The sequence below is a fragment of the Flavobacterium daemonense genome (assembly GCF_007341385.1).
GTDB lineage: Bacteria > Bacteroidota > Bacteroidia > Flavobacteriales > Flavobacteriaceae > Flavobacterium > Flavobacterium daemonense.
The window spans coordinates 84,850-107,978 of record NZ_VJYD01000004.1 but is presented as its reverse complement, the minus strand read 5'-3'; the positions used below and the strand labels follow the sequence as shown (position 1 = coordinate 107,978).

Here is a 23,129-nt window from a genome sequence, read left to right as displayed (position 1 = left end):
TAATGAAGAAAATTGGACTTATTGGGGGTATCAGCTGGGTTTCAACGGCTGATTATTACAAGCTTATTAATGAAGGAATAAATGAAAAATTGGGAGGTTTGAACTTCTCTGAATGTTTGGTTTATTCGTTCAATTATGCCGATATTAAAAGGAATAACGACAACAACGATTGGGATTCTACTTTTAATATGCTTTTTAAAGGATGTCAATTTTTAAAAGCGGGCGGGGCAGAAGCCATTGTTTTATGTGCCAATACCATGCATCTTATTGCCGATAAACTTCAAGAAGCCATTGATTTGCCATTGATTCACATTGCAACGGAAACTGCTGTTGAAATTCAAAAGCAAGAAATTAAAAAAGTAGGTTTATTAGGAACCAAGTTCACGATGGAATTGGATTTCTTTAAAAGTAAACTAAAAGAAAAAGGAATCGAAGCAATTATTCCTACCAGCGAAAGCGATAAAGATTTTATTCATTATACAATTTTTGAAGAATTAGGAAGAGGAATTGTAAGTGAAGAAACTAAAAAACGTTATCTAGAAATCGCAAATGAATTGATGAAAAATGGCGCCGAAGGAATTATTTTAGGTTGTACCGAAATTCCATTAGTTATTAAACCAGAAGATTTGCCAGTTCCTATTTTTGATACTGCATTGATACATGCAAAAGCTGCGGTTGATTTTCAGCTTTCTTAATAGTCATTAGAAAAAATAAAAACCACGAATTCAAATGAGCTCGTGGTTTTTTTATATGATAAAAAGTATTATTTCTTAGGTGCTTTTTTAGCTGGAGCAACAGGAATAACAGTTTTTTTCTTGTAAATAGGTATGAAATACGAAACAGTATAGTTGAAACCAATTCCGAAACTTCCATCATACGTTCTGTTAAAACCTGGAATATATAGATTATCAAAATTATCTGGTTTTGAATTTGCAACAAGCATTTTAAGCTGCACGCCAAAACCAACAAAAACATTATTAAAAACCTTAGCTTTTAGGCCCATTGCTACTTCAATCCAGCCTGCTGTAAGACCGCTATATTTTTGATGTTCTACAATTGGAGGCATTTCACCCCAATACGGATTTGGATTGTAAATTTTATAACTGTTTAATTCCTGACTAAAAGTACTGAAACCACCACGAAGACCAATCGTGATCAAGTTTTCCATATCAAGCCAGTTTTGGTACAAATTATAATCAAAACCTCCTTTGATATAAGTTCCTGTTGCAGATGAGTTTAATCTGTCATCGTCTGTAGTTTTGTCTTCAAAACCAAGTTCGGCTGCTAGCCAATATTTTTTTGTCAAACGCCAGTCACCAACAAATTCTACACCTTTATAATCTTTGTCATAAAAACCGCGAGTCAGTTTGTATAAATCAACACCCACACGAAGTCCATATCGGTCAGTTTTGATACTATCCGTTTTTACTTCTTGCAAAGCAGGTTTTGCAGCTTCTGTTTTTGATTTTTCGGGAACAATTTCTTTTGTTACTGTAGTCGTCGGTGTTTCCTGAGCATGACCCAAAAACATAGAAAACAATAAGCAAAAACTAGAAAAATATTTGAATGTGTGTTTCATTTTCTAATTCAATGTTATATTTTTTTACATATATCTGTGTCATCCAGAAACCTTTGCCATCGCTATCGCTTTTTATAAAGGGAGAGGTTGGCGGAATTCCGTCAGAAAGCGGATCAAGAGCAAAAATCGTCTTAAAACCGCAAGCTCTTGAAACATAAAGATTTTGGCGTGTATAGTTAAATCGTACTTTATCAGAATTTATCGCTGCGGTATTTTCGTTGCCTGAATCCAAAATAAAAGTAAAAGTCGAAAAATCGGCATCTGTTCGCAACGGAATCGCTACTTTGGTGCCATTGGTCAAGTATTTTGCCTCACCAGTTGCAGATTCATTAAAAATAATTCCTTCAGTCATGCCGTCTCCAATTACTTTTAAATTAGTAACCGCCTTAGCAACAGATGGATTATTAGCATCAAAAAATTCAATGATTAATCGTGGCGTTGTTGGAGTATTTGGATCACAGATGTCATCTTTTTCACAACTTGACAAGCCAAAAGTAAAAAGCAGTAAAACTGAAATTATTTTTCTCATTTATATTTGATTATCGAAGTTCTAAAAGTACAACATTTTCGACATGATGCGTCTGCGGAAACATATCTACAGGACGAACACGCGTAACTTTGTATTTTTCATCCATCAAAGCTAAATCACGAGCTTGTGTAGCGGAGTTGCAGCTTACATAAACTACTTTTTTAGGAGCGATTTTTAAAATCTGATCGATTACCAGTGCGTGCATACCGTCTCTTGGAGGATCGGTAATAATTACATCTGGTTTGCCATGTTGTGCAATAAAGCTTTCGTTGAAAACTACTTTCATGTCTCCAACAAAAAACTCGCAATTGGTAATATTATTGCGTTCTGCATTTGCTTTTGCGTCTAAAATAGCTTCAGGAACACTTTCTACACCAATAACTTTTCCTGCTTTTTTAGAAACAAACTGAGCAATAGTTCCCGTTCCTGTATATAAATCATAAACAGTTTCATTTCCAGTCAATCCGGCAAAGTCACGTGTAATTTTGTATAATTCGTAAGCTTGGTCCGAGTTGGTTTGGTAGAATGATTTAGCGTTAATGCTGAATTTCAAGCCTTCCATTTCTTCCAAGATATAATCTCTACCTTTATATAGTTTAATATCTTGATCGTAAATAGTATCGTTTTGTTTTGCATTTACAACATATTGCAACGACGTAATTTGCGGAAATTTCTCGTATAAATGATCTAAAACCAATTCGCGGTTTGCTTTATCATCTTCAAAAAACTGAATCAAAACCATGATTTCGCCAGTTGAAGCCGTACGAATCATTAATGTTCTCAATAATCCAGAATGTTCTCTCGGATTAAAGAAAGCAAGGTTGTGCTCATTTGCAAAAGCTCTGATTTCGTTTCTTATTGCATTTGATGGATCTTCTTGTAAATGACATTTTTGAATGTCTAAAATTTTATCCCACATTTTTGGAATATGGAATCCTAATGCATTTCTGTTTCCTAAATCTTCTGTGCTTCCAATTTCTTTTTCAGTCAACCAACGGCTGTTAGAAAAAGAAAATTCCATTTTATTTCTGTAGAAAAACTGTTTTTCAGAACCTAAAATAGATTCAAATTCTGGAAGTTCAACTTTTCCTATTCGCTGTAAATGATTTTTTACTTCGTTTTGTTTGTAATACAGCTGTTGGCTGTATTTCATATTTTGCCATTTACATCCACCGCAAACACCAAAATGCTCACAGATTGGTTCAATGCGGTGTTTTGATAATTCGTGAAACTTTACGGCTTTTCCTTCGTAATATGCTTTTCTTTTTTTGAATGTCTGTACATCAACAACATCGCCAGGCACTACATTTGGAATAAAGATTACTTTCCCATCAGGAGCTTTTGCCACTGATACTCCTTTAGCTCCTGCGTCTAAAACTTCAATTTGATGAAAGACAACTTTGTCTGTATTTTTTCTTCCCATAGCGCAAAAATAAGGGTTTGTAAACTTTTATAAATTTAATTTTCAAAATATTTTATCAAATTGTGTAATTTAACACATTAATTAAGTTTAAAAGTTAACTTTGTTTTTTTTGCATTTGTCCCAAACGCTGCATTTAACCATATAGTATTGTTATTTTTTTATGAAGTTATATCATAATTTATCGCAAATAAGCTTTTTAAAAAAAAGCTATGCCTTTAAATTTTTATTTGTTGCGTTTATCGGAATCCATATTCCTTTAATTGGTATTCTCCTTTTTGTTTTGTTTTCGTCATACAATCTTTCGGTTGCTTCTGTTATGATTTTTGCAATAGTGATGACATTATTCGCTACAACTGTTACATTATTGGTTTTAAATCAATTGATTAAGCCAATATCTATTGCTTCAAAATCACTTGATGATTATAGAAATAATCGTAGACTTTCGGTTTTGCCTACAGAGTATACAGATGAAGCGGGGTTGCTGATGTGCAATATTCAAGAATCCATCTATGAGTCTGAAAGTTTTATAAATGAAAAACAAGATTTGATTTATATGCTTTCGCATGATTTGAAAAATTTTGCTGGAAATCCGCAAGGATTGGCAAAATTGATTTTAAGCGAAAATCCATCTGAATCTGTTAAACATTTAGCTGGATTAATATGCGAATCGACTAATTTGCAGTTTCGCTATATTGAAAACTTCATCAAACTGCTAAAAGAGCAAGATCAGGTTGTAAAAGTTACTCCAGAAGCTAGAATAATTGCTTTTAATAATATTGTGCCTTTTATCAACGAACAAGTTGAACAACGTTTAATAGATAAAAATATCACTTTAAATTTAAGCTTAGAGACAGCTGAGGCAAAATTGCGTATCGACGAAGGTTTGCTTATTCAGGTTTTGGTAAACTTAATCAGCAACGCTATAAAATTCTCTTATTTTGATAGCGAAGTGAAAGTCCGAATTTTTAGTGAAGATTCGAAATTAAAGATTATTGTTGCAGATAAAGGTATCGGTTTTGATAAAAATCAAATCGAAGAATTATTCAAGAAATTCACTAAAATGAGCCGATTAGGAACTGCAAATGAGTTGTCTACCGGAATTGGTCTTTATTTGTGCAAAAAAATAATCGAACGCCACAAAGGAACATTAAATGCTGCCAGCGAAGGAAAAAACAAAGGTGCTGAATTTAAAATCGAATTTGAACTTTAGTTTTTTTGAGTTGCTAAGATTCTGAGATGCTAAGTTGCTAAGTTTTTTTAACTCAGAATCTCAGTGTCTCAGAATCTTAGCAACTCAAACAAATCACCATAAGTGATGAACAGATGGTTTGATGTATTTTTCGTAAATTGTATTCATTGCTGCAATTTTCTCCGGACTTATTTTTGGAAGATCGTAAACAGATAAATTTGATAGAACATGATCTGCTTTTGAAGCACCCGGAATAATACAACTGATTTCGTCAAAATTTAAAATCCATTGCAATGCAATAGGAGCAAGATTTGGATTTTCTGGAAATAACGCTTTTAATTCTTCGACAGCCTTTAATCCTAATTCATAATCAATTCCAGAGAACGTTTCGCCTTTGTCAAAAGCTTCTCCGTTGCGATTAAAATTACGGTGATCTTGCGGTTCAAAAGTAGTTTTTGAGTCAAATTTGCCCGTCAAAAGTCCGCTTGCTAAAGGAACGCGTGCAATGATTCCGATATCTTTCTTCCTAGCTTCTGAGAAAAATAATTGCGAAGGACGCTGGCGGAACAAATTAAAAATAATCTGAACCGTCGTAACATTCGAATATTCAATTGCTTTTAAAGCTTCTTCAACTTTTTCAACGCTTACACCAAGATTTAAAATTTTCCCCTGATCTTTTAAACGGTCAAATAATTCAAAAATTTCTGGACGATAATAAACTTCAGTAGGAGGGCAGTGCAGCTGAATCAAATCTAAAGTCTCTAATCCAGTTCTTTTTAAGCTGTCTTCAACAAATTTCTGAAGTACTTTCGGCTGGTAGCCGTCATTCACATGCGGATTAATTTGGCGTCCACATTTTGTAGCGACAAAAATTCGTTCAGATCTTGAGCGCACAACACGCCCAACGGCAGTTTCGCTTAATCCATTTTCATAAACATCGGCCGTATCAATAAAATTAATGCCATTATCAATTGCTGTATTTATAAGCACATCAGCAGTTTTATCATCAAATCCCGATCCCCATTTTCCCCCAACTTGCCAAGTTCCAAGAGAGATTTCAGAGATATTAAAGTTTGTTTTTCCTAGTTTTCTGTAGTTCATTTTTTGAGATTCTAAGGTTCTGAGTTGTTAAGGTACAAAGGTTTTTTTTTAAAGATCCTGAGGTGCTAAGATGCTAAGTTTTTTAGTGTTCAAAAATCTTAGCATCTTAGCACCTCAGAACCTTAGCATCTTTTTTTAGTCAAATAAATCCGAAGACAAATAACGATCACCGCGATCGCAGATCACCGCTACAATAACCCCAGATTCTAATTTTTCGGCTATTTTTAAAGCTACAGCGACAGAACCGCCGCTGCTCATTCCAGCAAAAACACCTTCTTCAAGTGCCAAACGTTTTGTCATTGCTCTGGCTTCGTCTTCACTTACATCAATTACAGTATCTACTTTTGACGCGTCGAATATTTTTGGCAAATATTCCTGTGGCCATTTGCGAATTCCTGGAATTTGCGAACCGTCGCTAGGCTGTGCACCGACAATTTGTATCGCTGGATTTTTTTCTTTTAAATAAGTCGAGGTTCCAATAATGGTTCCTGTAGTTCCCATTGCCGAAACAAAATGTGTTACAGTTCCTTCGGTATCGTTCCAGATTTCTGGTCCTGTAGTTTTATAGTGCGCTTTCCAATTGTCATCATTTGCAAATTGATTCAGCATGATATAACCACCTTCAGCTACTTTTCTGTCGGCATAATCTCTAGAACCAATAATTCCTTCTTCAGCAGGCGTTAAAATCACTGTAGCGCCATATGCACGCATCGTCTGCGTTCTTTCTTTAGTCGAATCTTCTGGTAAAACCAGTTCGATTTCAATATTGAATAATTGTGCAATCATTGCCAAAGCAATTCCGGTATTACCGCTGGTTGCCTCAATTAATTTGTTGCCTTTTTTAATATCGCCTCGCTCTAAAGCGGCTGCAATCATGTTGTAAGCCGCTCTGTCTTTTACGCTTCCTCCCGGATTATTTCCTTCTAGTTTTAATAAAAGTTTTACGTTTTTATTTTTAACCAAATTGACAGTTTCCATCAATGGAGTATTTCCAATTAGGTTTAGCAATTTCTGTGGACTCATTTTATTTTTTCTCTTTTATTTTAACTTCTGTTGTAGTGGTGTTCAAAACGATAGAATCTGCCGGAATCGATTTTGTAATCCAGGCATTTCCGCCAACGATGCTGTTTTTTCCAATTACAGTTTCTCCGCCCAAAATAGTGGCATTAGCATAAATACATACGTTTTTTTCAACGGTAGGATGTCGTTTTGCGTTTTTCATTTCTTTGCTAACGCTCAAAGCACCAAGCGTAACACCTTGGTATATTTTTACATGTTTTTCAATTACGGTAGTTTCGCCAATAACGATTCCGGTCGCGTGATCAATAAAAAATGGCGATGCAATTTTAGCTCCGGCATGAATATCAGTTCCCGTAATTCGGTGTGCATATTCGCTCATTAATCTTGAAAAAAGCAATAAATCAAGCAAATATAATTCGTGGCTTAATCGATAAATGGCAATTGCATAAAAACCAGGATAAGCCAAATAAACCTCGTCTATGCTGTTTGATGCTGGATCATTTTCTAAAATATAAGCAGCGTCTTGATTCAGTTTTTCTAGGACTCCCGGAAGTTTTTCCAAGAATCTGTCCCAAATCGATTCACATAATTTTTCTGGTTTTTGGCATGCTAAAACGGCAATCTCTTTAAAGCGTATTTCGAGATCGTCAATGCTTTTGTCTAAAGCGGCATTCGAATCAAAAAGTGTGTAAAAAAGCTTCTCGGTAAAATCTTCTGTTTTAGTTTTGATTCCGTAATTTATGTTTGAATGGCTCTTTAAAGCTTTGATATTTTGTATGATAGAGTCTTTTGTCACAATTATAAAATTGAATGGATATTTTCAAACGTTAAAAGTAAGGCGTTTTTTGTAAATAAGGGCAGGAATTAACTAAAGAAATTTTGCGTTGGCTATCCTATTTGTGATAATTAAATGATCAATAAATACAACTCAACCCATTAGTTATAATTCGTTTTGTTTATTAAATACATAGAAACATAGATTTTATTTGTAGTAAAGAGTTTGAAAAGAAACCAGTTTCTAACACAGAGCCAACAATATTTTTTTAGAACAAGTGAAACGCCTTTTTTAAGAACTCTAAATCTATGTTTGTATGTGTTTAAATTATTTGCAATTGACGGCTTAAATACATCTCTGTTTGTCTCTCTTAAAAACTTAAATGTGTAAATTAGCAAGTAAAATTTATAAAAATGAAAAATAATTCAACTTTTAAAAGTGCCATTTCTGGTCTTGAATTGCCAGATAATCAGAAAATTTATGGAAAATCAATTCACGACCCTATTCTTAGTTTGATTAAAAAAGATTATCCTTCATTTTGTGATGAGGATTGTGTTTCGGTTCAGGAATTGAATGATTACCGCCAAAAATACATTTCGAATTATTTATCAAGCGAGATCGGGATGCTTTCTGATCTTGAAAAAAGTGTTATTTCCTCTTTAAAAGAAGATAAATCTATTGTAAGCATTGTTGAAGATGAAGATGAAACAAGAAATTTTGGTCAAAAAGTAGCCGATAAAGTAGCTGATTTTGGCGGAAGCTGGACTTTTATTATTTCGTTTGTTCTTTTTATAGTGGTTTGGATTGGATCAAATGTTTATTTTTTAGTCAACAAAGGTTTTGACCCATATCCTTTTATTTTGCTTAATTTGATTTTATCGTGTATTGCTGCTCTTCAAGCGCCGGTAATTATGATGAGCCAAAATCGTCAGGAAGAAAAAGACAGAAACCGCGCAAAAAAAGATTTTATGATCAACTTGAAATCGGAATTAGAGATCAGAATGATTCACGATAAAATTGATCATCTCATCATGCATCAGCAGCAAGAATTGATCGAAATTCAAAAAGTCCAGATCGAAATGATGAATGATATTTTGAATCAGATCAAAAAATAATCCCGAGGCTTCGGGACAAAAATCAGAAGTAAAAGTGCTTGAGGTAATAACCAAAAATGATAAAAATCAGATTCAAATAGGCAAGTTTCCAAATTAGCTTTTTGTATTTTTTTGATGAATTGAAAAAGTAAAAAATCAAAAATCCGAAAAATAAAAGGGTAGAATAAAGTGCCGGATACATTTTAAATGCGGCCAAAAACTCGCCTTGAAAAAGTAAGAATAAAGCACGCTGAAAACCACAGGTCAAACAGTCAAAACCGAAGATCGATTTGAACAGGCAAGGGATCATATAATGCTCTGGATTCAAGGGAATGTTTTTTGCAATTTTACAAAAAAATATGCGATATCACTTCAGAAGAAATAAACTGCTATTTTAAAGTTTTATACTTTTGAAACCTTATAAAGAAAAAAAATGAAAGCTTTTAAAATTTTAATAATGATTCTTGCCATTGGAGTAGCATTCTATGAACAAGTTTCTGAAGATAAAAACATCTATATCATGATTGCTGCAATTGTAGTTTTCATGTACGGAATGATGCAGCTGAGTGCAAAAACGCCAAGTAAAAATCAAGATAAAGACGAAGACGATGTTGAATAAAGGAGATAAGGTTTCGGTTTTAGATGAAGCCATAAACGGAACAGTAGTTTCAGTGAAAAACAATGAGGTTTTGATCGAAACTGAGGATGGTTTTATGATGACATTTTTTGTCAATGAATTAATTAAAATTCAGGAAACCAGTAATTTAATGAATTCTATTAAAAGAATTGATTTAGATGAAATTACAAAAGAGAAAACAGAACCAAAACCAAGAAGTTTTGTCAAAGAAAAGAAAGATAAGCGCGAAGTTTCGGTTCCTGAATTTGATTTGCACATCGAAAAATTAGTTCCAAATAAACGCGGTATGTCAAATTATGATATTTTGACATTGCAGACAGAAACGGCAAAAAGACACATTGAATTTGCAATCAGAAACAGGATTCCAAAAATTGTTTTTATTCACGGCGTCGGTGAAGGAATTCTAAAAGCCGAACTTGATTTTTTATTGGGCCGTTACGACGGAATCGATTTTCAAGATGCCAATTATCAAAAATATGGACTTGGGGCAACTGAAGTTTATTTTAGGCAAAACAATAAATAAAACTTTTTTTGGCTTAAAAAGAGCTCCGTTTGAAGCATAAAAAAACATCCGTTTTTATTTCTGATTTAATTGAAAAATCAGCTTGAAAAATGGATGTTTTTTTGTAGGAATTTAAAATACTTTTTACAGCAAAATTTCCAAACAATATTTAAGGTGCAATTGTAGTTACTGTTCCTAAAACAAATTCGGTCGCTAGTTTGAAAGTGCTGTTTCCTTTTTTCATAGAAGCGTTTCTTATTACGATTTTATGTTTAAAAACTTTAAGGTTGCTGGTTGTAGTCACTTCTATAATTCCACTTACATTTGCAACACCCGCAACACCTGTCCAAGTATCTTTTACAGTTGGACTTGATGGAGTTGTATTCGTGCAATAATAATCTCGGGTAGACTCAGGCAAATTGTTGTTGTATGTTCTGTAAAACACATTATTAGACGTAACCGCTGGGTCAGTTGTTGGTATGCTGATCAAACTTGTTCTAGGCTGTCCCGGAGGCGTATCTTGATTTTTAATTAAGTTTTCGTCTAAGTTTTCTATAATAAGTGCGTTTGATAAATTATTGTTGTAAGCCTTATGCTGTACATCACAGTATTTCGCAACTTCGTCTGTAAATGCAACAACAACAGGATCTGTAGTTGTTTTAAAATCTCCAAAAATGTATTCATCATTAACTTGAACAGGTCCTGGTTTTGAAAAAGTCACACCTCTTAAAGTGATGTTGTGATTGTAGCCCACAATTTCTGTGTGTCCGTCTGCGGGAGCTGGATCTTTATAAGTTGCAGTTGTCACAATTTCTAGTTTTCCAGAAATTGCATGCCATTCTTGGTTGATTTTTGGTGAAGCTGGCGGAATTGCATCACAAATATTTGATTTCGAAATTACGCCATCATAAGCTCTGTAAAAAAAGCGGTATGCAACATCGTCAATATCATAAACTACTGGTTTTCCTTCTAATGTGGCATCATTTATAAGTTTGTCTGGAGGTATCTGCAGTAATAAAGATTCCTGCGGCTTGATTTTATAAATCAAAGTATTAGTTGCATCACAGCTGGTTGAAACTACATCTTTAAAATCAATAGTTTCTACAGTTAAATTACCATCATCGCAGCCATTTAATAATAGCGCGAACAATAGGAGGCTTGCATATTTTTTCATCGTAATTTTATTTGGGTCAAAAATAGTGAAAAATTTGCCAAATGATATTGAAGATTGGACAATTGATATTTTATAACTTTGCAGTAATGAAAAAAGTATATCTCGATAACGCCTCTACAACTGCCATGCGTCCTGAAGTGATTCAGGAAATGACAAAAGTAATGACAGAAGATTTTGGTAATCCGTCTTCAACACATAGTTTTGGACGTAATGGCAAAACTGTTTTAGAACTTTCCAGAAAAAGTATTGCCAAACATTTAAACTGTTCTGCTCAGGAAATCATTTTTACCTCTGGCGGAACTGAAGCTGATAACTGGATTTTGCGTTCTTCAGTTGAAGATCTTGGCGTAAAGCGTATAATCACTTCAAGAATTGAACATCATGCCGTTTTATACACAGTTTTGGCTTTACAGGCTGATTATGGTGTTCAAGTCGATTATGTAAATGTAAATGCTGATGGAACTATCGATTTGACGCATTTGTCTAATTTGTTATCTGAAGATAAGAAGACAATTGTGAGTTTGATGCATGTGAACAATGAAACAGGAACTATTTTAGATCTTGAGCGAGTTGGTATTATTTGCAAGCAATATAATGCTTTGTTTCATTCAGATACCGTACAGTCAATTGGAAAAACCGAAATTGATCTTCAAAAAACTCCAGTTGATTTTATTGTAGCAAGCGCGCATAAATTTCACGGGCCTAAAGGAATCGGATTTGCATTTGTTAGAAAAAACTCGGGATTGCAGCCTTTGATTTTTGGTGGAGAACAGGAAAAAGGCCTTCGCGCCGGAACAGAAGCTGTTCATCAAATTGCTGGAATGGCAAAAGCTCTGGCGGTTTCTTATGAAAAGTTAGATGAAGAGAGAGCTTATATTTCAGACTTGAAAAATTATCTTATTGAACAGCTCGAAATTCATTTTCCAGGTTTTAGAATCAATGGAAAAAAAGAAGATTTTTATAATATCATCAATATAATTCTGCCTTTTTCTGCAGATAAAACTTCGATGCTTTTGTTTAGTTTGGATATGAAAGGAATTGCGGTTTCGAGAGGAAGTGCTTGCCAATCTGGAAGCATCAAGCCATCGCACGTTTTAAAAGAAATGCTTTCCGAAACCGATTTAAAACTACCAAATCTTCGAATTTCATTCAGTCATTACAACACAAAAGAAGATATTGACTGGTTGATTGAGAGTTTGAAAACGGTTTAAAGTTTCAGGTTTCAGGTTTCACGTTCTACTTGTAACTTGAAACTTGAAACCTGAAGCAAAAAAAACTATTTTCGAATCACTTTTACCTGCGAATCGTTTGTCAATTTTATGATTGTTGATGGTTTTCCGGCAACTTTATCGTGATATAAGTTTACAACATAGTCAACTCCATTTATAATTTCAGGGCTAATTTCTTTAAAAGACATTGGTGTTGGCTGTCCTGAGATATTGGCAGAAGTCGAAACTAAAGGTTTTTTCATTCTTTCCATCAATTTAAAGCAAAAAGGCTCTTTTACCAATCTAACTCCAAGAGATTTATCAGCTGAAATAACATTATGCGCTACATTTCTAGCATCGTCAAGAATTAAAGTAGTTGGTTTGTCTGATAAATCTAAAATTTGCCATGCCACTTCGGGAATATTTTTAAAAACATTGTACATCATTTTTTCCCCATTCATCAACACAATCATGCTTTGTGTTTCGGCACGCTGTTTTAATTTATAAATTTTGGCAACGGCTTCTGGATTAGTGGCGTCGCAACCAATTCCCCAAACAGTGTCAGTTGGATAAAGAATAATTCCTCCTTCTTTAATTACTTCGTAAGCTTTAATTATTTCTTCGTTCATTGTAAAAATGTATTATGCAGCAAAATTAATCTTTCTATTTGGTAAAAAGTTAAAATTTAATTTACAATATCAAGTTTTTTGTAATTTATAAGATTATTTTTGTTGTTACGTTGAATATCGGAGAGAGAAAATTGGATTTAGTTTTTTTAAGTTCAAAATTTACTCCCAAAAATAGTAGTTAATCTAAATCACGACATGTCTAAAAATCTTGTAAAAGTAGTTGTTCCTGTGTACAAGGAATATTTTGGTGAACTTGAAGAAAAATCGTTTTTGCAATGCTGTAAAGTCTTAAAAGATTATGAGATTGTAATTGTGCATCCAGAAGGGTTAAATCATGCTTATTTGACTGATGCATCTGCTAATATTACAGCCAAAAGTTTTCCGAAACGATATTTTACTTCTATAGACGGCTATAATGAACTTTTACTTTCGCCAATTTTTTATGAAAGTTTTTTAGACTCCGAGTATATTTTAATTTACCAGTTAGACGCTTTTGTTTTCAAGAATGATTTAGCAAAATGGTGCGAAAAAGGATATGACTACATTGGTGCGCCTTGGCTTGCTACTCCAGAAGATACTTTGTTTTTGAAATACTATCATAAGATGGTTCGAAAGCTGTCTAAGAAAAAACAGGAAAGACATCAGATTTTTTATAAGTCTGGAAACGGTGGTTTCTCTTTGCGTAAAGTGGCATCGCATTATGTAATTGCAAAAAAATACCAACAGTTTATTTCTGATTTTCTGAAAGAAGAAAAAAAGAAAATCTACGCCATAGAAGATGTTTTTTGGTCACTTAAAGCGCCAGAATTTGAGAGAAATTTTAAAATTCCAGGTTATAAAGAAGCTATTTATTTTGCGTTAGACCGAAAACCAAATATCGGAATGAAATTGACCAACAATGAACTTCCTTTTGGTTGTCATGGAATAAATAAGCCAAAAGTCATTGATTTTTGGAAACCTATAATTGACAAATTTTAAAGAATTATTGTTTAAATTTATTCTCCTATAAAAATAATTTTGAAGAAATTCTGAATTTTTTTAATGCCAAAATTTAATTTTAGCCTGCTTTTATAGTTTCAGAATGTTGCGTAGCGTTTGTTTTTTTTTGATTGTAATGCTTGGATAATCAGGTATTAGGGGGCTGAGTTGTGTTTTTTTTATTTTTGAATTAAACCTTTTTGTTTTTTAAATGTCTAAAATAAAAACATATTTAGGAGCATATTTAATTTACTTTAAAATAATATTAAGATAAAATGCCCGTTTTCTAAATTGAAAAATACGTTTTTTAAGGAAAAATTATGTGTTTTGATAAGTTAAACAAAAACAAATTGTAACAAGATAACGATATTGCAGTTTAATTGACTATGAAAAAATCATATTCATTTGAAGTGTTTATCGCAATTTTGTTGATTATAAAAAGTCACAAATGAATTTTAGAATAAGTCCCGTTTTTATCAGCTCAATTTCATCGGTTCTTGGTATTACTAGAGATTTTAATACAGCAGGAACTATTTTTGGCAATGGACAACGTAACATTATAAAGTTATTTGAACTTGATGGTAAGACAATTAATATTAAGTCATTTAAGGTTCCTAATTTAATAAATAAGGTTGTCTATAGGTTTTTTCGAAAATCAAAAGCAGAGCGTTCCTATGAATACGCTACATTCTTGCTGAGTAAAGGTATTGGAACTCCTGAACCAATTGCATTTGTAGAAAATTATAATTTGTTGGGTTTGAATGACAGTTATTATGTGAGTGAACATTTAGTAACCGAATTGACTTATAGAGAATTGATTTTAATTCCGGATTACCCTGATGGAGATAATATTTTAAGGCAATTTACACGATTTTCTTTTGACCTTCATGAAAAAGGAATTGAGTTTCTAGATCATTCTCCTGGAAATACTTTGATAAAAAAGGTCGCAGAAGGCAAATATGAATTCTTTTTAGTCGATTTGAACCGAATGAACTTTCATGAAAGTATGAATTTCGAACAAAGAATGCATAATTTAAGACGTTTGACTCCTGAAAAAGAAATGATTGCCGTAATGAGTAACGAATATTCTAAGCTTTATATGGATAAATCAGAAGCTGAGATTTTCGAACAAATGTGGGCGCAAACTTGTGATTTTCAAGAAAAATTTGCCAGAAAGCACAGACTTAAAAAGAAATTGAAATTCTGGAAAAAAGCAGCATAAGACTTTTGTCTTTGCTTTTTGAGACTTTAATTTACAGGTGCTGATTTAAAAAATACAATATTTGATCTTTAAACAAATCGGGAGTAAATTCAGTATACAATTGAAGTGTGTTAGGTTTTACTTCTTTATCTCCTAATTCTTTAAAAAGCTCAGGTTTAAAGTCATTTAAGTGAACAGAAATATTCTGTTTTCCATCTTCAAAAGTCGCCCAGTCATTTTTGTCGACATGAGGAGAAAAAATAGTGAACGAAGGTTTGTTTAATGCTTTAGCCATATTTATTGCGCCTCCGTCATTTCCAATAATAACATCGCACAAATCCATTATAGCGATAAACGAGCTCAAGTTGCCAGCTAATAAATCAAAATGTATTTTTTTCTGTGTTTCTGCAGAACAAAGATTGTAGATTTTTTGAGCGTCTTCTATTTGACTTGGGAAATAATTGAATAATATTTCGGCATCGCTGCTCTGACTGATAAATTCTACTGTCTCAGCCATATATTCCAAAGGATATGTTTTTATCTTTTCACTTCCTAAAAGACTGATCATAACAATTTTCTTGCTTCTGTCAACATTGTGTTTTTGGAATAAAACTACTGCTTCTTCATTTTCTTTTGGATCAACGTATAATTTTGGATATGGATTAATTGAATTTTCATCCAGATTTAATGGTTGCAACAACAAAAGCCTATTGTCGATTGCCTGACCAAATTTTGTTTTGGTCTCTTTAGGGATTCGATGAAGATTATGATTGTAAAATAAAGAAGAGTACCATTTGTAATACGAAATTTTAGTATTTGCACCAGAAAATAAAGTGATCAAATTGGTTTCTAATTTTCCGTAAACATCTATTAGTACATCATATTTTTTGGCTCTGATTTCAAAAAAGAACCTAAATAATGATGAATATGATTTTCTGATTTCATTTGGAAGTACTATAATCGAATCAATATTTGGGTTTCCAAGTAAAACATCCTTGCAATTAGGATAACACATAAAATCTATTGTAGCATCTGGATGTGCTTGTTTTAAGCTATTGCAAAGGATAGAACTTAATAAAACGTCTCCAATTCTTTTTTGCTGTATAATTAATATTTTCATTTTAATAGAATTTGTGTGCTTGGAAATTTGGTTTTTTTAGTTTTTAAAAATGTGCTGATAAATCAATCCATATTACGATATGCCAGCCATAAAAGGTAATAACGTTTTACTATAGAAAAAGCACATATATACGCTAAAATAAATCCTTCTCGGCCATTAAGAAAACCTAATTTTAGAAAATATTGATCAATAAAAGTGAAGAGTGGTTTTATAAAAAAGTGATAAATATTGGGTCTTTTGTTTCTTTTAAACAAAACCATAGCTTCTTCTTTTCGAATAACATTAAGTCTGTTGCTGAAATCGTCGAAGTTTTTGTAAGCAAAAGATTCGATCTTGTTTTTAAAAAGTTTTGGTCGTTTAAAAAAGCTTTTATCAACACTTTGCGTATAGGTATGTCTCGTTTTATCGAAAAGAAGAAGTTTCTTTCTGCCTAAAAACACACCATATTTGATTATTTTCCCAAAGAAAAGCAATGTCTGGCCAGAATAGTAGCTAGCAGCAGTTTTGGGCTTAGAAATTTCAGAACATATTTCATTGATAAGTCCCTGCGGAAGATGATCGGTGCAGCTAACTAAAACTATCCAATTATTTTTTGCAGATTCAATTGCCGATTTAATACAGTCAGCTTTGAAATTATTTCCTTGCGGCATAACCGTAGCACCCAATTCTGTTGCAATTTCAACACTTTTGTCCGTGCTGTTATTGTCAATTAAAATGATTTCATTGGCAAAGGATAAATTCTCAAAATGTTTTTTTATGTAGGTCTCGTCATTGTAACAAAGCGAGATGATGCTTATTTTTTCCGCCAACACGATTTCTGATTTTTTCGCCAAAAATAATGTTAAAAAGCATAACTTTGTCGAAAATTAAATAAAATGTCTAAATTACCAATTTTAATGTATCACAATGTGTGCCAATCTGCTTCAGATTGTAATAAATTGACAGTTTCGGTACAAAATTTAGAGAGACAATTTCAATACTTAAAAGACAATAATTACAAGACATTTCATTTTTCTGAGTTAGAAAAAATGGAGGCAATTCCTCAAAAGAGCATTATTCTGACATTTGATGATGTTACCGAAAATCAGTTGGTTTATGCCTTGCCTCTTTTAGAAAAATACAAATTGAAAGCCAGTTTTTTTATTCCTTTCCAATATATTGGAAAAACAGATTCATGGCAAAAAAAAACAGGAGAACCAGAACAGAAAATTATGACGATCGAGCAATTAAAAGAATTGCCGCGTCACATTATTGAACTTGGTTATCATTCTTATGCACATAACAGATATCAAACGCTGAGCAAGTCAGAAATTGAAAATGATTTTTTGAAGTGTGAAGAGATAATTGGAAATTATAATCTGGATGTATTTCCAGCACTTGCATACCCGTATGGGAATTATCCAAAAGAAGGCTCCGAAAATGCAAATTTCAAAACAACAATTAATGAAAATAAAATGAAATTTGGATTAAAAATCGGTAATCGACCAAATACTTTTCCGTTTAAAGATAAATATGAAATCAAACGTATAGACATCAAAGGTCTAGACAATTTGATAGTGTTTAAATTGAAAGTACGATTTGGAAAATTAAAATTATTTTAGGCCTTTTTCAAATAATACCATTTTTGCATATCTAGAAAAAACTCCGTACGCATCTATTGATGCTGCTGCTAATCCCGGAACTCCATCAAGGTAAACTCTTTTTACAAAGTAAGTATGGAAAAAACGGTAAAATGGTTTGAAGAATAAGTGAAAAAGCGTTGCTTTTTTTCCTTTTTCATGTGACATTTTTGCCTGAAACCAAGCATATTTGTCTTTTTTGCTTATAAAGTTGAAAAGTCCTTTATAAGTATAATGTATCATATAATTTTTTAATACAGGAGGTTTCGATTTTACAACCAATTTTTCGTGTACTTCATTTTCAAAACGAAGATTTTCATTTTTCATCAAACGCGTTACTTTGTCGGTATAATGAAATAAAAAACGATCCATAAAAAAGTGCGGAAACCAAATTCTATAAGCATCAGATTTATTTGAATTTATGCTTTCTAAAATTTCGTCTCTCAATTCGGGTGTAACTCTTTCGTCGGCATCAAGAAACAGAATCCAGTCACCTTTTGCGGCGTCAATTGCGTGATTTCTTTGATTGCAATAATTGTCAAACTTTCTAAAAAGAAGCTGAACTCCTAAATTAGTAACAATTTCAGCAGTTGAATCCGTGCTATGAGAATCTAAAACAATTATTTCGTCTGCAAATGTTACAGAGCGAATAGCATCGGTAATATGTGATTCTTCATTATAAGTTAATATAATAACCGATAATTTTTTAGTTTCTTTTGACATAAACTGCAGTTTGAAATCGTATATATATTCTTTTTTTTTCTTCTATTTAGTATATAAATGTATTGCTTGTAAATTTTGTGCAATAGTATAATTTTTTTTTCTGATTTTGCAAAAAAAAATCCAAATTCCAATATAATAATTGGAATTTGGATTAATAAATTGGATTCTTTAAAATTTACACCGCCACGTCGTATTCGCGAAGTGCATTATTTAATGAAGTTTTTAAATCTGTAGATGGTTTGCGAGTACCAATAATCAAGGCACATGGCACTTGGAATTCTCCAGCAGCAAATTTCTTAGTGTAGCTTCCTGGAATTACAACAGAACGTGCAGGAACAAAACCTTTCATTTCAACTGGTTCATCACCCGTAACATCGATAATTTTTGTTGAAGCAGTCAAACAAACGTTAGCACCAAGAACGGCTTCTTTACCTACGTGAACACCCTCAACAACAATACAACGAGAACCAATAAATGCGCCGTCTTCAATAATTACTGGAGCAGCTTGCAATGGCTCTAAAACACCGCCAATTCCAACACCACCGCTTAAGTGTACGTTTTTACCAATTTGCGCACAGCTTCCAACAGTTGCCCAAGTATCAACCATAGTTCCTTCGTCAACATACGCACCAATATTTACATAACTTGGCATTAAGATAACACCGCTTGAAATATAAGCTCCGTAACGTGCAACTGCATTTGGTACTACACGAATTCCTTTTTCAGCATAATTTCTTTTCAGCAACATTTTATCGTGGTATTCAAAAATACCAGATTCCCATGTTTCCATTTTTTGAATTGGGAAATACATTACAACCGCTTTTTTTACCCATTCATTTACTTGCCACTTATCACCAACTGGTTCAGCAACACGTAATTTTCCTGCATCTACTAATTCGATTACTTCTCTGATAGCATCAGTTGTAGCCGTTTCTTGTAATAAAGCTCTGTTTTCCCAAGCTTGTTCAATTATAGTCTGTAAAGAATTCATATGTTTTAATTTTTGGCAAAGATAGCGTATTTGTAGAAAAGCGGAAAAGTAAAACCTTTTTGAAAATGTTATATGTGTAACATTTTGTTTTTAATTTGATAAATAAAAAAAACATTCATATTGTTTTAAATCATGTAATAATCTTTTATAAGTTTTTTTTCTATCATAATATGACAAAAATCAGATTCTGCTTTTTTTCTTCAAGCTACTTTCGCATCGTCAATTCTGAGAAACTAAGAAACGAATTGATACAACCATTCCAAAAACAAATTTTATAAGCAGTTAATATGAATCATGAAAATCAGCTCCAAAACAAAATTACGGTAATTGACAAAGAAGTTACTTGGGACAAAACACAAGTTATTATGAGTAAAACAAATGCATTTGGTATTATTGAATATGCCAATGAAGTGTTTGTTGATGTTTCAGGTTATGAAGACTATGAATTAATGGGACAACCACATAATATTATCAGACATCCAGATATGCCAAAAGTCATTTTTAAGGTGCTTTGGGAAAATCTTAAACAAGGAAAAAATTTTCATGCAATAGTAAAAAACCTGGCGAAATCTGGACGATATTATTGGGTTATAACCGATTTTGAAATTGCGAAAGACGAAAATGGTGTTATTGTCAATTATTTTGGAAGACGACAAGCTGTACCGCATGAAGTTATTTCGCTTCACATTGAGCCTCTGTATAGAAAGCTTTTACAAATCGAAGCCGCAAGTGGTGTAGAATTTAGTGAGAAATATTTAATTGGATTTCTGGAAGAAAAAAAGAGATCGTACGTTGAATATATCAAGGAATTGATTTTGGAACATGAAAAATCACAGTCAAAATTCGTACAGTACGAACAACAGTTGTTGGAGGAAGACGAGGAGGAGGAAAGAGGTTTTTTTAGAAGATTATTTAATAGGTAATTGAATTTTTAGGTTTTGAATATTTTGGACAAGTCCGCTTTGAAGTTTTTTAAAGCGGATTTTTTGGTTTTTAAACTTATTATTTAAAAAGCATAGAGATTCAAAAAGCTTTATATTTGTACTTGTAAATGGAAATGTTGTGGAAGTAATTAGATTAGAATTTCAGCCAGAGATTAAAGAAAAAAATTAAAATGAGTTTAGGAGAGATTTATTTTTACACTTTAACAGGTTTAGTTTCAATTTTTAGTTTTTTTATTTATCTATTAGTTGAGGATATTAAGTTGTTTTCAATTTTTAAAAAGATCTTTTTAATTGCTGTCATAATTTTGATTATTGGCATTTTGTTAGTGTTTTTTGATTTAAGTTACTTGTCGAATTCTAAAACAATTTTTATTTACTCATTACCATTAGTTGCCTTATTATTAAATAGATCATTTTTTTTGATTAATAACGAATTATTTGGAGAGCCATTTATCTGGATAAGGGGAGGTTTTTTGAGAGGTTTTTGGTATAGTAAAGTTGTTGATGAAAAACAAATAACTTTCCTCAAGTGGGTTTATTATACATATTGTACAATTTTGCATTTATCACAAATATTTCTTTTATTGACCTTATTTAGAAAATTCTTTATTTAAAATTAAAAAAATGCCAAGAATTCTTTCCATAGACTACGGACAAAAACGCACCGGAATAGCCGTTACAGACGAAATGCAGATTATTGCATCGGGTTTAACCACAATTCCGACCAATACTTTAATTGATTTTTTGAAAGATTATTTTGCCAAAGAGAAAGTCGAGGCGGTTTTAATTGGCGAACCAAAACAAATGAATGGGCTTCCTTCTGAAAGTGCATCAATTATAAAAGGTTTTGTAACTCATTTTTCAAATATTTTTCCTGATATGAAAGTCGTTCGTGTCGATGAGCGCTTTACATCAAAAATGGCTTTTCAAACGATGATCGACAGCGGACTGAGCAAAAAACAGCGCCAAAACAAAGGATTGATCGATGAAATTTCTGCAACGATAATGCTCCAAGACTATCTTTCTTCTAACCGTTTTTAGGTTTCGGGTCGAAAAATTTCACTTTATTTAGAAAAAAATATGATTTTCTAACTTTTATCATGCAGATTTTAGTTTTTTTTTGCGATTGAAAAAAGTACCTTTGCATTTTTAAAAACAAATACTGTTATGCCTGACAATACAATACGTTCTAATAGTGAAGTAGTGCTTATTGGAGCTGGAATTATGAGTGCAACTCTTGGATTAATTTTGAAAGAGCTGCAGCCGGATATTAAAATTGAAATTTACGAAAGACTTGATGTTGCCGCAGCCGAAAGTTCTGATGCATGGAATAATGCAGGAACCGGACACTCAGCTTTTTGTGAATTAAATTATACACCAGAAAAGGCCGATGGAAGTATTGATCCTAAAAAAGCAATAAGCATAGCAGAATCTTTTGAGATTTCACGCCAGTTTTGGTCGTATTTGGTACAGGAAAAGAAAGTGCCGTCTCCAGAAAATTTTATAAAAAGTGTTCCTCATATGAGTTTTGTATGGGGCGATAAAAATGTAGAATATCTTAAAAAGAGATTTGCTGCATTGCAAAGTAACCCAATTTTTGCCGACATGACTTTTAGTACTGATTTCAATCAGCTGAAAGAGTGGATGCCATTAGTAATGGAAGGCAGAGAAAATAATGAAAAACTTGCGGCAACGCACATGGAAATTGGTACCGATGTTAACTTTGGTGCCTTGACCAGAAGCATGTTTAATTATCTTGAAAAATTAGACGGCGTAAAATTGTATTTTAACCACGAGGTTAAAAAACTAAAACAACGTGAGGATAAATCATGGAGAATTAAAATCACGGATCTTTCTACAGGGCAAAAAAGAAAAGCATATACAAGTTTTGTGTTTATTGGTGCCGGTGGTGGTTCATTGCCTTTGTTAGAAAAGGCAAATGTTCCAGAAGGAAAAGGTTATGGTGGATTTCCAGTAAGCGGGCAATGGCTAAAATGTACAAATCCTGAAGTTATTGCTAAACATCAGGCTAAAGTTTATGGAAAAGCAAGCGTTGGAGCACCTCCAATGTCTGTTCCGCATATTGATACTCGTGTAATCGACGGTGAAAAAGCATTGCTTTTCGGTCCATTTGCTGGGTTTTCAACTCGTTTCTTGAAAAACGGATCTTATTTAGATTTACCATTATCAATAAAATCTAATAATTTGATTCCGATGTTGGCAGCTGGATATCACAATATTCCGTTGACTAAATATTTAATCGAGCAAGTGCGTCAGTCTCCAAAGGACAGAATGAAAGCACTTCGCGAATATTTGCCTTCTGCACGTTCAAAAGATTGGAAACTTGAAAAAGCAGGGCAGCGTGTTCAAGTTATCAAAAAAGATGAAAAAGAGGGTGGTGTTTTAGAATTTGGCACAGAAGTAATCAACACACACGACGGAACGCTAGCAGTTTTATTAGGCGCTTCTCCTGGAGCATCAACTGCGGTTGCCATTATGATTGATCTTGTAAGCAGATGTTTTGCAAAACAAATCAAAACACCAGAGTGGGAAGCAAAAATGAAAGAAATGATTCCGTCTTACGGACAAACATTAAATGATAAACCAGAGCTTTTGGCTAAACTTAGAAAAGAAACTTCTGAAGTTTTAAAGTTAAACTAAGCAAGGTTTTAAATATAATAAAAGCAGCAAAT

The 23,129-nt window shown here is 32.8% G+C and carries 25 protein-coding genes; 12 read left to right on the top strand and 13 right to left on the bottom strand.

Going from position 1 to position 23,129, the window contains the following annotated elements; translation table 11 throughout:
* The first annotated feature begins 2 nt into the window (after positions 1–2).
* A complete protein-coding gene (locus tag FND99_RS06710; RefSeq protein WP_144337201.1) occupies positions 3–695 on the top strand; it encodes an aspartate/glutamate racemase family protein in 693 nt (230 codons plus the stop codon).
* 68 nt (positions 696–763) lie between these two features.
* Here FND99_RS06710 and FND99_RS06705 read toward each other — a convergent pair whose 3' ends face one another.
* The 3 genes from FND99_RS06705 to rlmD are packed head-to-tail and all read right to left on the bottom strand — an operon-like array spanning position 764 to position 3,531.
* Complete coding sequence (locus FND99_RS06705; protein ID WP_144337200.1) at positions 764–1,579, bottom strand: DUF6048 family protein; 816 nt, start codon at positions 1,577–1,579, stop codon at positions 764–766.
* Positions 1,551–2,108 carry a DUF6452 family protein gene (locus FND99_RS06700; protein ID WP_144337199.1) on the bottom strand — a complete coding sequence of 186 codons (558 nt, stop codon included), beginning with the start codon at positions 2,106–2,108 and terminating at the stop codon, positions 1,551–1,553. The genes FND99_RS06705 and FND99_RS06700 overlap by 29 nt, the downstream gene beginning before the upstream one ends.
* Positions 2,109–2,118: 10 nt before the next feature.
* Entirely contained in the window at positions 2,119–3,531 is a 1,413-nt protein-coding gene (gene rlmD / locus FND99_RS06695; protein WP_144337198.1) for a 23S rRNA (uracil(1939)-C(5))-methyltransferase RlmD, read from the bottom strand.
* Positions 3,532–3,691: 160 nt separating this feature from the next.
* Between rlmD and FND99_RS06690 the strand changes: the two genes are divergently transcribed.
* The gene (locus FND99_RS06690) at positions 3,692–4,741 is read left to right on the top strand and encodes a sensor histidine kinase (protein ID WP_144337197.1); all 1,050 of its coding nucleotides are present in this window, start codon (positions 3,692–3,694) and stop codon (positions 4,739–4,741) included.
* A 93-nt stretch (positions 4,742–4,834) separates the two neighbouring features.
* On the opposite strand, the gene FND99_RS06685 is transcribed toward FND99_RS06690, so the two are convergent.
* From FND99_RS06685 to epsC, 3 genes are all read right to left on the bottom strand, one after another.
* The gene (locus FND99_RS06685; RefSeq protein WP_144337196.1) at positions 4,835–5,821 is read right to left on the bottom strand and encodes an aldo/keto reductase; all 987 of its coding nucleotides are present in this window, start codon (positions 5,819–5,821) and stop codon (positions 4,835–4,837) included.
* Positions 5,822–5,956: 135 nt separating this feature from the next.
* Positions 5,957–6,844: a cysteine synthase CysM gene (cysM, locus tag FND99_RS06680; RefSeq protein ID WP_144337195.1), complete on the bottom strand. Its 888-nt coding sequence runs from the start codon at positions 6,842–6,844 to the stop codon at positions 5,957–5,959.
* 1 nt (position 6,845) lies between these two features.
* Entirely contained in the window at positions 6,846–7,637 is a 792-nt protein-coding gene (gene epsC, locus FND99_RS06675) for a serine O-acetyltransferase EpsC (RefSeq protein WP_144337194.1), read from the bottom strand.
* Between the two features lie 392 nt (positions 7,638–8,029).
* Here epsC and FND99_RS06670 point away from each other — a divergent pair, with 392 nt between their 5' ends.
* The gene (locus tag FND99_RS06670; RefSeq protein ID WP_144337193.1) at positions 8,030–8,731 is read left to right on the top strand and encodes a DUF1003 domain-containing protein; all 702 of its coding nucleotides are present in this window, start codon (positions 8,030–8,032) and stop codon (positions 8,729–8,731) included.
* 22 nt (positions 8,732–8,753) lie between these two features.
* Here the strand turns inward: FND99_RS06670 and FND99_RS06665 are convergent, their stop codons facing one another.
* Complete coding sequence (locus FND99_RS06665) at positions 8,754–9,020, bottom strand: DUF2752 domain-containing protein (RefSeq protein WP_246074192.1); 267 nt, start codon at positions 9,018–9,020, stop codon at positions 8,754–8,756.
* A 123-nt stretch (positions 9,021–9,143) separates the two neighbouring features.
* Between FND99_RS06665 and FND99_RS06660 the strand changes: the two genes are divergently transcribed.
* Together FND99_RS06660 and FND99_RS06655 are read left to right on the top strand one after the other, a co-directional pair.
* Positions 9,144–9,329, top strand: coding sequence for a hypothetical protein (locus FND99_RS06660; protein ID WP_144337191.1), 186 nt, complete (start codon positions 9,144–9,146; stop codon positions 9,327–9,329).
* Positions 9,319–9,870: a Smr/MutS family protein gene (locus tag FND99_RS06655; protein ID WP_144337190.1), complete on the top strand. Its 552-nt coding sequence runs from the start codon at positions 9,319–9,321 to the stop codon at positions 9,868–9,870. Before FND99_RS06660 ends, FND99_RS06655 begins: the two co-directional genes overlap by 11 nt.
* Before the next feature lie 148 nt (positions 9,871–10,018).
* Here FND99_RS06655 and FND99_RS06650 read toward each other — a convergent pair whose 3' ends face one another.
* Positions 10,019–11,023, bottom strand: a complete 1,005-nt coding sequence (locus tag FND99_RS06650) for a hypothetical protein (RefSeq protein ID WP_144337189.1) — start codon at positions 11,021–11,023, stop codon at positions 10,019–10,021.
* 86 nt (positions 11,024–11,109) lie between these two features.
* On the opposite strand from FND99_RS06650, the gene FND99_RS06645 reads away from it, so the two are divergent.
* Positions 11,110–12,234, top strand: coding sequence for a cysteine desulfurase family protein (locus FND99_RS06645; protein ID WP_144337188.1), 1,125 nt, complete (start codon positions 11,110–11,112; stop codon positions 12,232–12,234).
* Between the two features lie 65 nt (positions 12,235–12,299).
* Here FND99_RS06645 and FND99_RS06640 read toward each other — a convergent pair whose 3' ends face one another.
* On the bottom strand, positions 12,300–12,860 hold the full coding sequence (locus FND99_RS06640) for an L-threonylcarbamoyladenylate synthase (protein ID WP_144337187.1): 561 nt from the start codon (positions 12,858–12,860) through the stop codon (positions 12,300–12,302).
* 195 nt (positions 12,861–13,055) lie between these two features.
* On the opposite strand from FND99_RS06640, the gene FND99_RS06635 reads away from it, so the two are divergent.
* The gene (locus FND99_RS06635) at positions 13,056–13,838 is read left to right on the top strand and encodes a DUF5672 family protein (RefSeq protein WP_144337186.1); all 783 of its coding nucleotides are present in this window, start codon (positions 13,056–13,058) and stop codon (positions 13,836–13,838) included.
* Positions 13,839–14,286: 448 nt separating this feature from the next.
* Positions 14,287–15,060, top strand: coding sequence for a protein kinase family protein (locus FND99_RS06630; RefSeq protein WP_144337185.1), 774 nt, complete (start codon positions 14,287–14,289; stop codon positions 15,058–15,060).
* 31 nt (positions 15,061–15,091) lie between these two features.
* On the opposite strand, the gene FND99_RS06625 is transcribed toward FND99_RS06630, so the two are convergent.
* Positions 15,092–16,159, bottom strand: a complete 1,068-nt coding sequence (locus tag FND99_RS06625) for a glycosyltransferase family 9 protein (protein WP_144337184.1) — start codon at positions 16,157–16,159, stop codon at positions 15,092–15,094.
* Between the two features lie 62 nt (positions 16,160–16,221).
* Positions 16,222–16,992: a glycosyltransferase gene (locus FND99_RS06620; RefSeq protein WP_144337183.1), complete on the bottom strand. Its 771-nt coding sequence runs from the start codon at positions 16,990–16,992 to the stop codon at positions 16,222–16,224.
* A 42-nt stretch (positions 16,993–17,034) separates the two neighbouring features.
* Here FND99_RS06620 and FND99_RS06615 point away from each other — a divergent pair, with 42 nt between their 5' ends.
* Positions 17,035–17,760 carry a polysaccharide deacetylase family protein gene (locus FND99_RS06615; RefSeq protein ID WP_144337182.1) on the top strand — a complete coding sequence of 242 codons (726 nt, stop codon included), beginning with the start codon at positions 17,035–17,037 and terminating at the stop codon, positions 17,758–17,760.
* Here the strand turns inward: FND99_RS06615 and FND99_RS06610 are convergent.
* Positions 17,752–18,501, bottom strand: coding sequence for a glycosyltransferase family 2 protein (locus FND99_RS06610; RefSeq protein ID WP_144337181.1), 750 nt, complete (start codon positions 18,499–18,501; stop codon positions 17,752–17,754). The genes FND99_RS06615 and FND99_RS06610 overlap by 9 nt on opposite strands.
* A 175-nt stretch (positions 18,502–18,676) precedes the next feature.
* Entirely contained in the window at positions 18,677–19,492 is an 816-nt protein-coding gene (locus FND99_RS06605) for a 2,3,4,5-tetrahydropyridine-2,6-dicarboxylate N-succinyltransferase (protein ID WP_073409737.1), read from the bottom strand.
* A 287-nt stretch (positions 19,493–19,779) separates the two neighbouring features.
* On the opposite strand from FND99_RS06605, the gene FND99_RS06600 reads away from it, so the two are divergent.
* From FND99_RS06600 to FND99_RS06590, 3 genes are all read left to right on the top strand, one after another.
* On the top strand, positions 19,780–20,415 hold the full coding sequence (locus FND99_RS06600; protein ID WP_144337180.1) for a PAS domain-containing protein: 636 nt from the start codon (positions 19,780–19,782) through the stop codon (positions 20,413–20,415).
* A gap of 645 nt (positions 20,416–21,060) precedes the next feature.
* Positions 21,061–21,477, top strand: coding sequence for a Holliday junction resolvase RuvX (ruvX, locus tag FND99_RS06595; RefSeq protein WP_144337179.1), 417 nt, complete (start codon positions 21,061–21,063; stop codon positions 21,475–21,477).
* Between the two features lie 126 nt (positions 21,478–21,603).
* On the top strand, positions 21,604–23,097 hold the full coding sequence (locus tag FND99_RS06590) for a malate:quinone oxidoreductase (protein ID WP_144337178.1): 1,494 nt from the start codon (positions 21,604–21,606) through the stop codon (positions 23,095–23,097).
* Positions 23,098–23,129: the final 32 nt, after the last annotated feature.

Bases quoted from the DNA above. Each gene is read 5' to 3' on its own strand.
- cysM (WP_144337195.1), bottom strand. From the start codon at position 6,844: ATGAGTCCACAGAAATTGCTAAACCTAATTGGAAATACTCCATTGATG.
- ruvX (WP_144337179.1), top strand. From the start codon at position 21,061: ATGCCAAGAATTCTTTCCATAGACTACGGACAAAAACGCACCGGAATA.
- FND99_RS06705 (WP_144337200.1), bottom strand. From the start codon at position 1,579: ATGAAACACACATTCAAATATTTTTCTAGTTTTTGCTTATTGTTTTCT.
- FND99_RS06600 (WP_144337180.1), top strand. From the start codon at position 19,780: ATGAATCATGAAAATCAGCTCCAAAACAAAATTACGGTAATTGACAAA.
- FND99_RS06615 (WP_144337182.1), top strand. From the start codon at position 17,035: ATGTCTAAATTACCAATTTTAATGTATCACAATGTGTGCCAATCTGCT.
- FND99_RS06590 (WP_144337178.1), top strand. From the start codon at position 21,604: ATGCCTGACAATACAATACGTTCTAATAGTGAAGTAGTGCTTATTGGA.
- FND99_RS06660 (WP_144337191.1), top strand. From the start codon at position 9,144: ATGAAAGCTTTTAAAATTTTAATAATGATTCTTGCCATTGGAGTAGCA.
- FND99_RS06645 (WP_144337188.1), top strand. From the start codon at position 11,110: ATGAAAAAAGTATATCTCGATAACGCCTCTACAACTGCCATGCGTCCT.
- FND99_RS06685 (WP_144337196.1), bottom strand. From the start codon at position 5,821: ATGAACTACAGAAAACTAGGAAAAACAAACTTTAATATCTCTGAAATC.
- FND99_RS06650 (WP_144337189.1), bottom strand. From the start codon at position 11,023: ATGAAAAAATATGCAAGCCTCCTATTGTTCGCGCTATTATTAAATGGC.
- rlmD (WP_144337198.1), bottom strand. From the start codon at position 3,531: ATGGGAAGAAAAAATACAGACAAAGTTGTCTTTCATCAAATTGAAGTT.
- FND99_RS06700 (WP_144337199.1), bottom strand. From the start codon at position 2,108: ATGAGAAAAATAATTTCAGTTTTACTGCTTTTTACTTTTGGCTTGTCA.
- FND99_RS06690 (WP_144337197.1), top strand. From the start codon at position 3,692: ATGAAGTTATATCATAATTTATCGCAAATAAGCTTTTTAAAAAAAAGC.
- FND99_RS06610 (WP_144337181.1), bottom strand. From the start codon at position 18,501: ATGTCAAAAGAAACTAAAAAATTATCGGTTATTATATTAACTTATAAT.
- FND99_RS06605 (WP_073409737.1), bottom strand. From the start codon at position 19,492: ATGAATTCTTTACAGACTATAATTGAACAAGCTTGGGAAAACAGAGCT.
- FND99_RS06665 (WP_246074192.1), bottom strand. From the start codon at position 9,020: ATGATCCCTTGCCTGTTCAAATCGATCTTCGGTTTTGACTGTTTGACC.
- FND99_RS06635 (WP_144337186.1), top strand. From the start codon at position 13,056: ATGTCTAAAAATCTTGTAAAAGTAGTTGTTCCTGTGTACAAGGAATAT.
- FND99_RS06670 (WP_144337193.1), top strand. From the start codon at position 8,030: ATGAAAAATAATTCAACTTTTAAAAGTGCCATTTCTGGTCTTGAATTG.
- FND99_RS06630 (WP_144337185.1), top strand. From the start codon at position 14,287: ATGAATTTTAGAATAAGTCCCGTTTTTATCAGCTCAATTTCATCGGTT.
- FND99_RS06625 (WP_144337184.1), bottom strand. From the start codon at position 16,159: ATGAAAATATTAATTATACAGCAAAAAAGAATTGGAGACGTTTTATTA.
- FND99_RS06710 (WP_144337201.1), top strand. From the start codon at position 3: ATGAAGAAAATTGGACTTATTGGGGGTATCAGCTGGGTTTCAACGGCT.
- FND99_RS06640 (WP_144337187.1), bottom strand. From the start codon at position 12,860: ATGAACGAAGAAATAATTAAAGCTTACGAAGTAATTAAAGAAGGAGGA.
- FND99_RS06655 (WP_144337190.1), top strand. From the start codon at position 9,319: ATGTTGAATAAAGGAGATAAGGTTTCGGTTTTAGATGAAGCCATAAAC.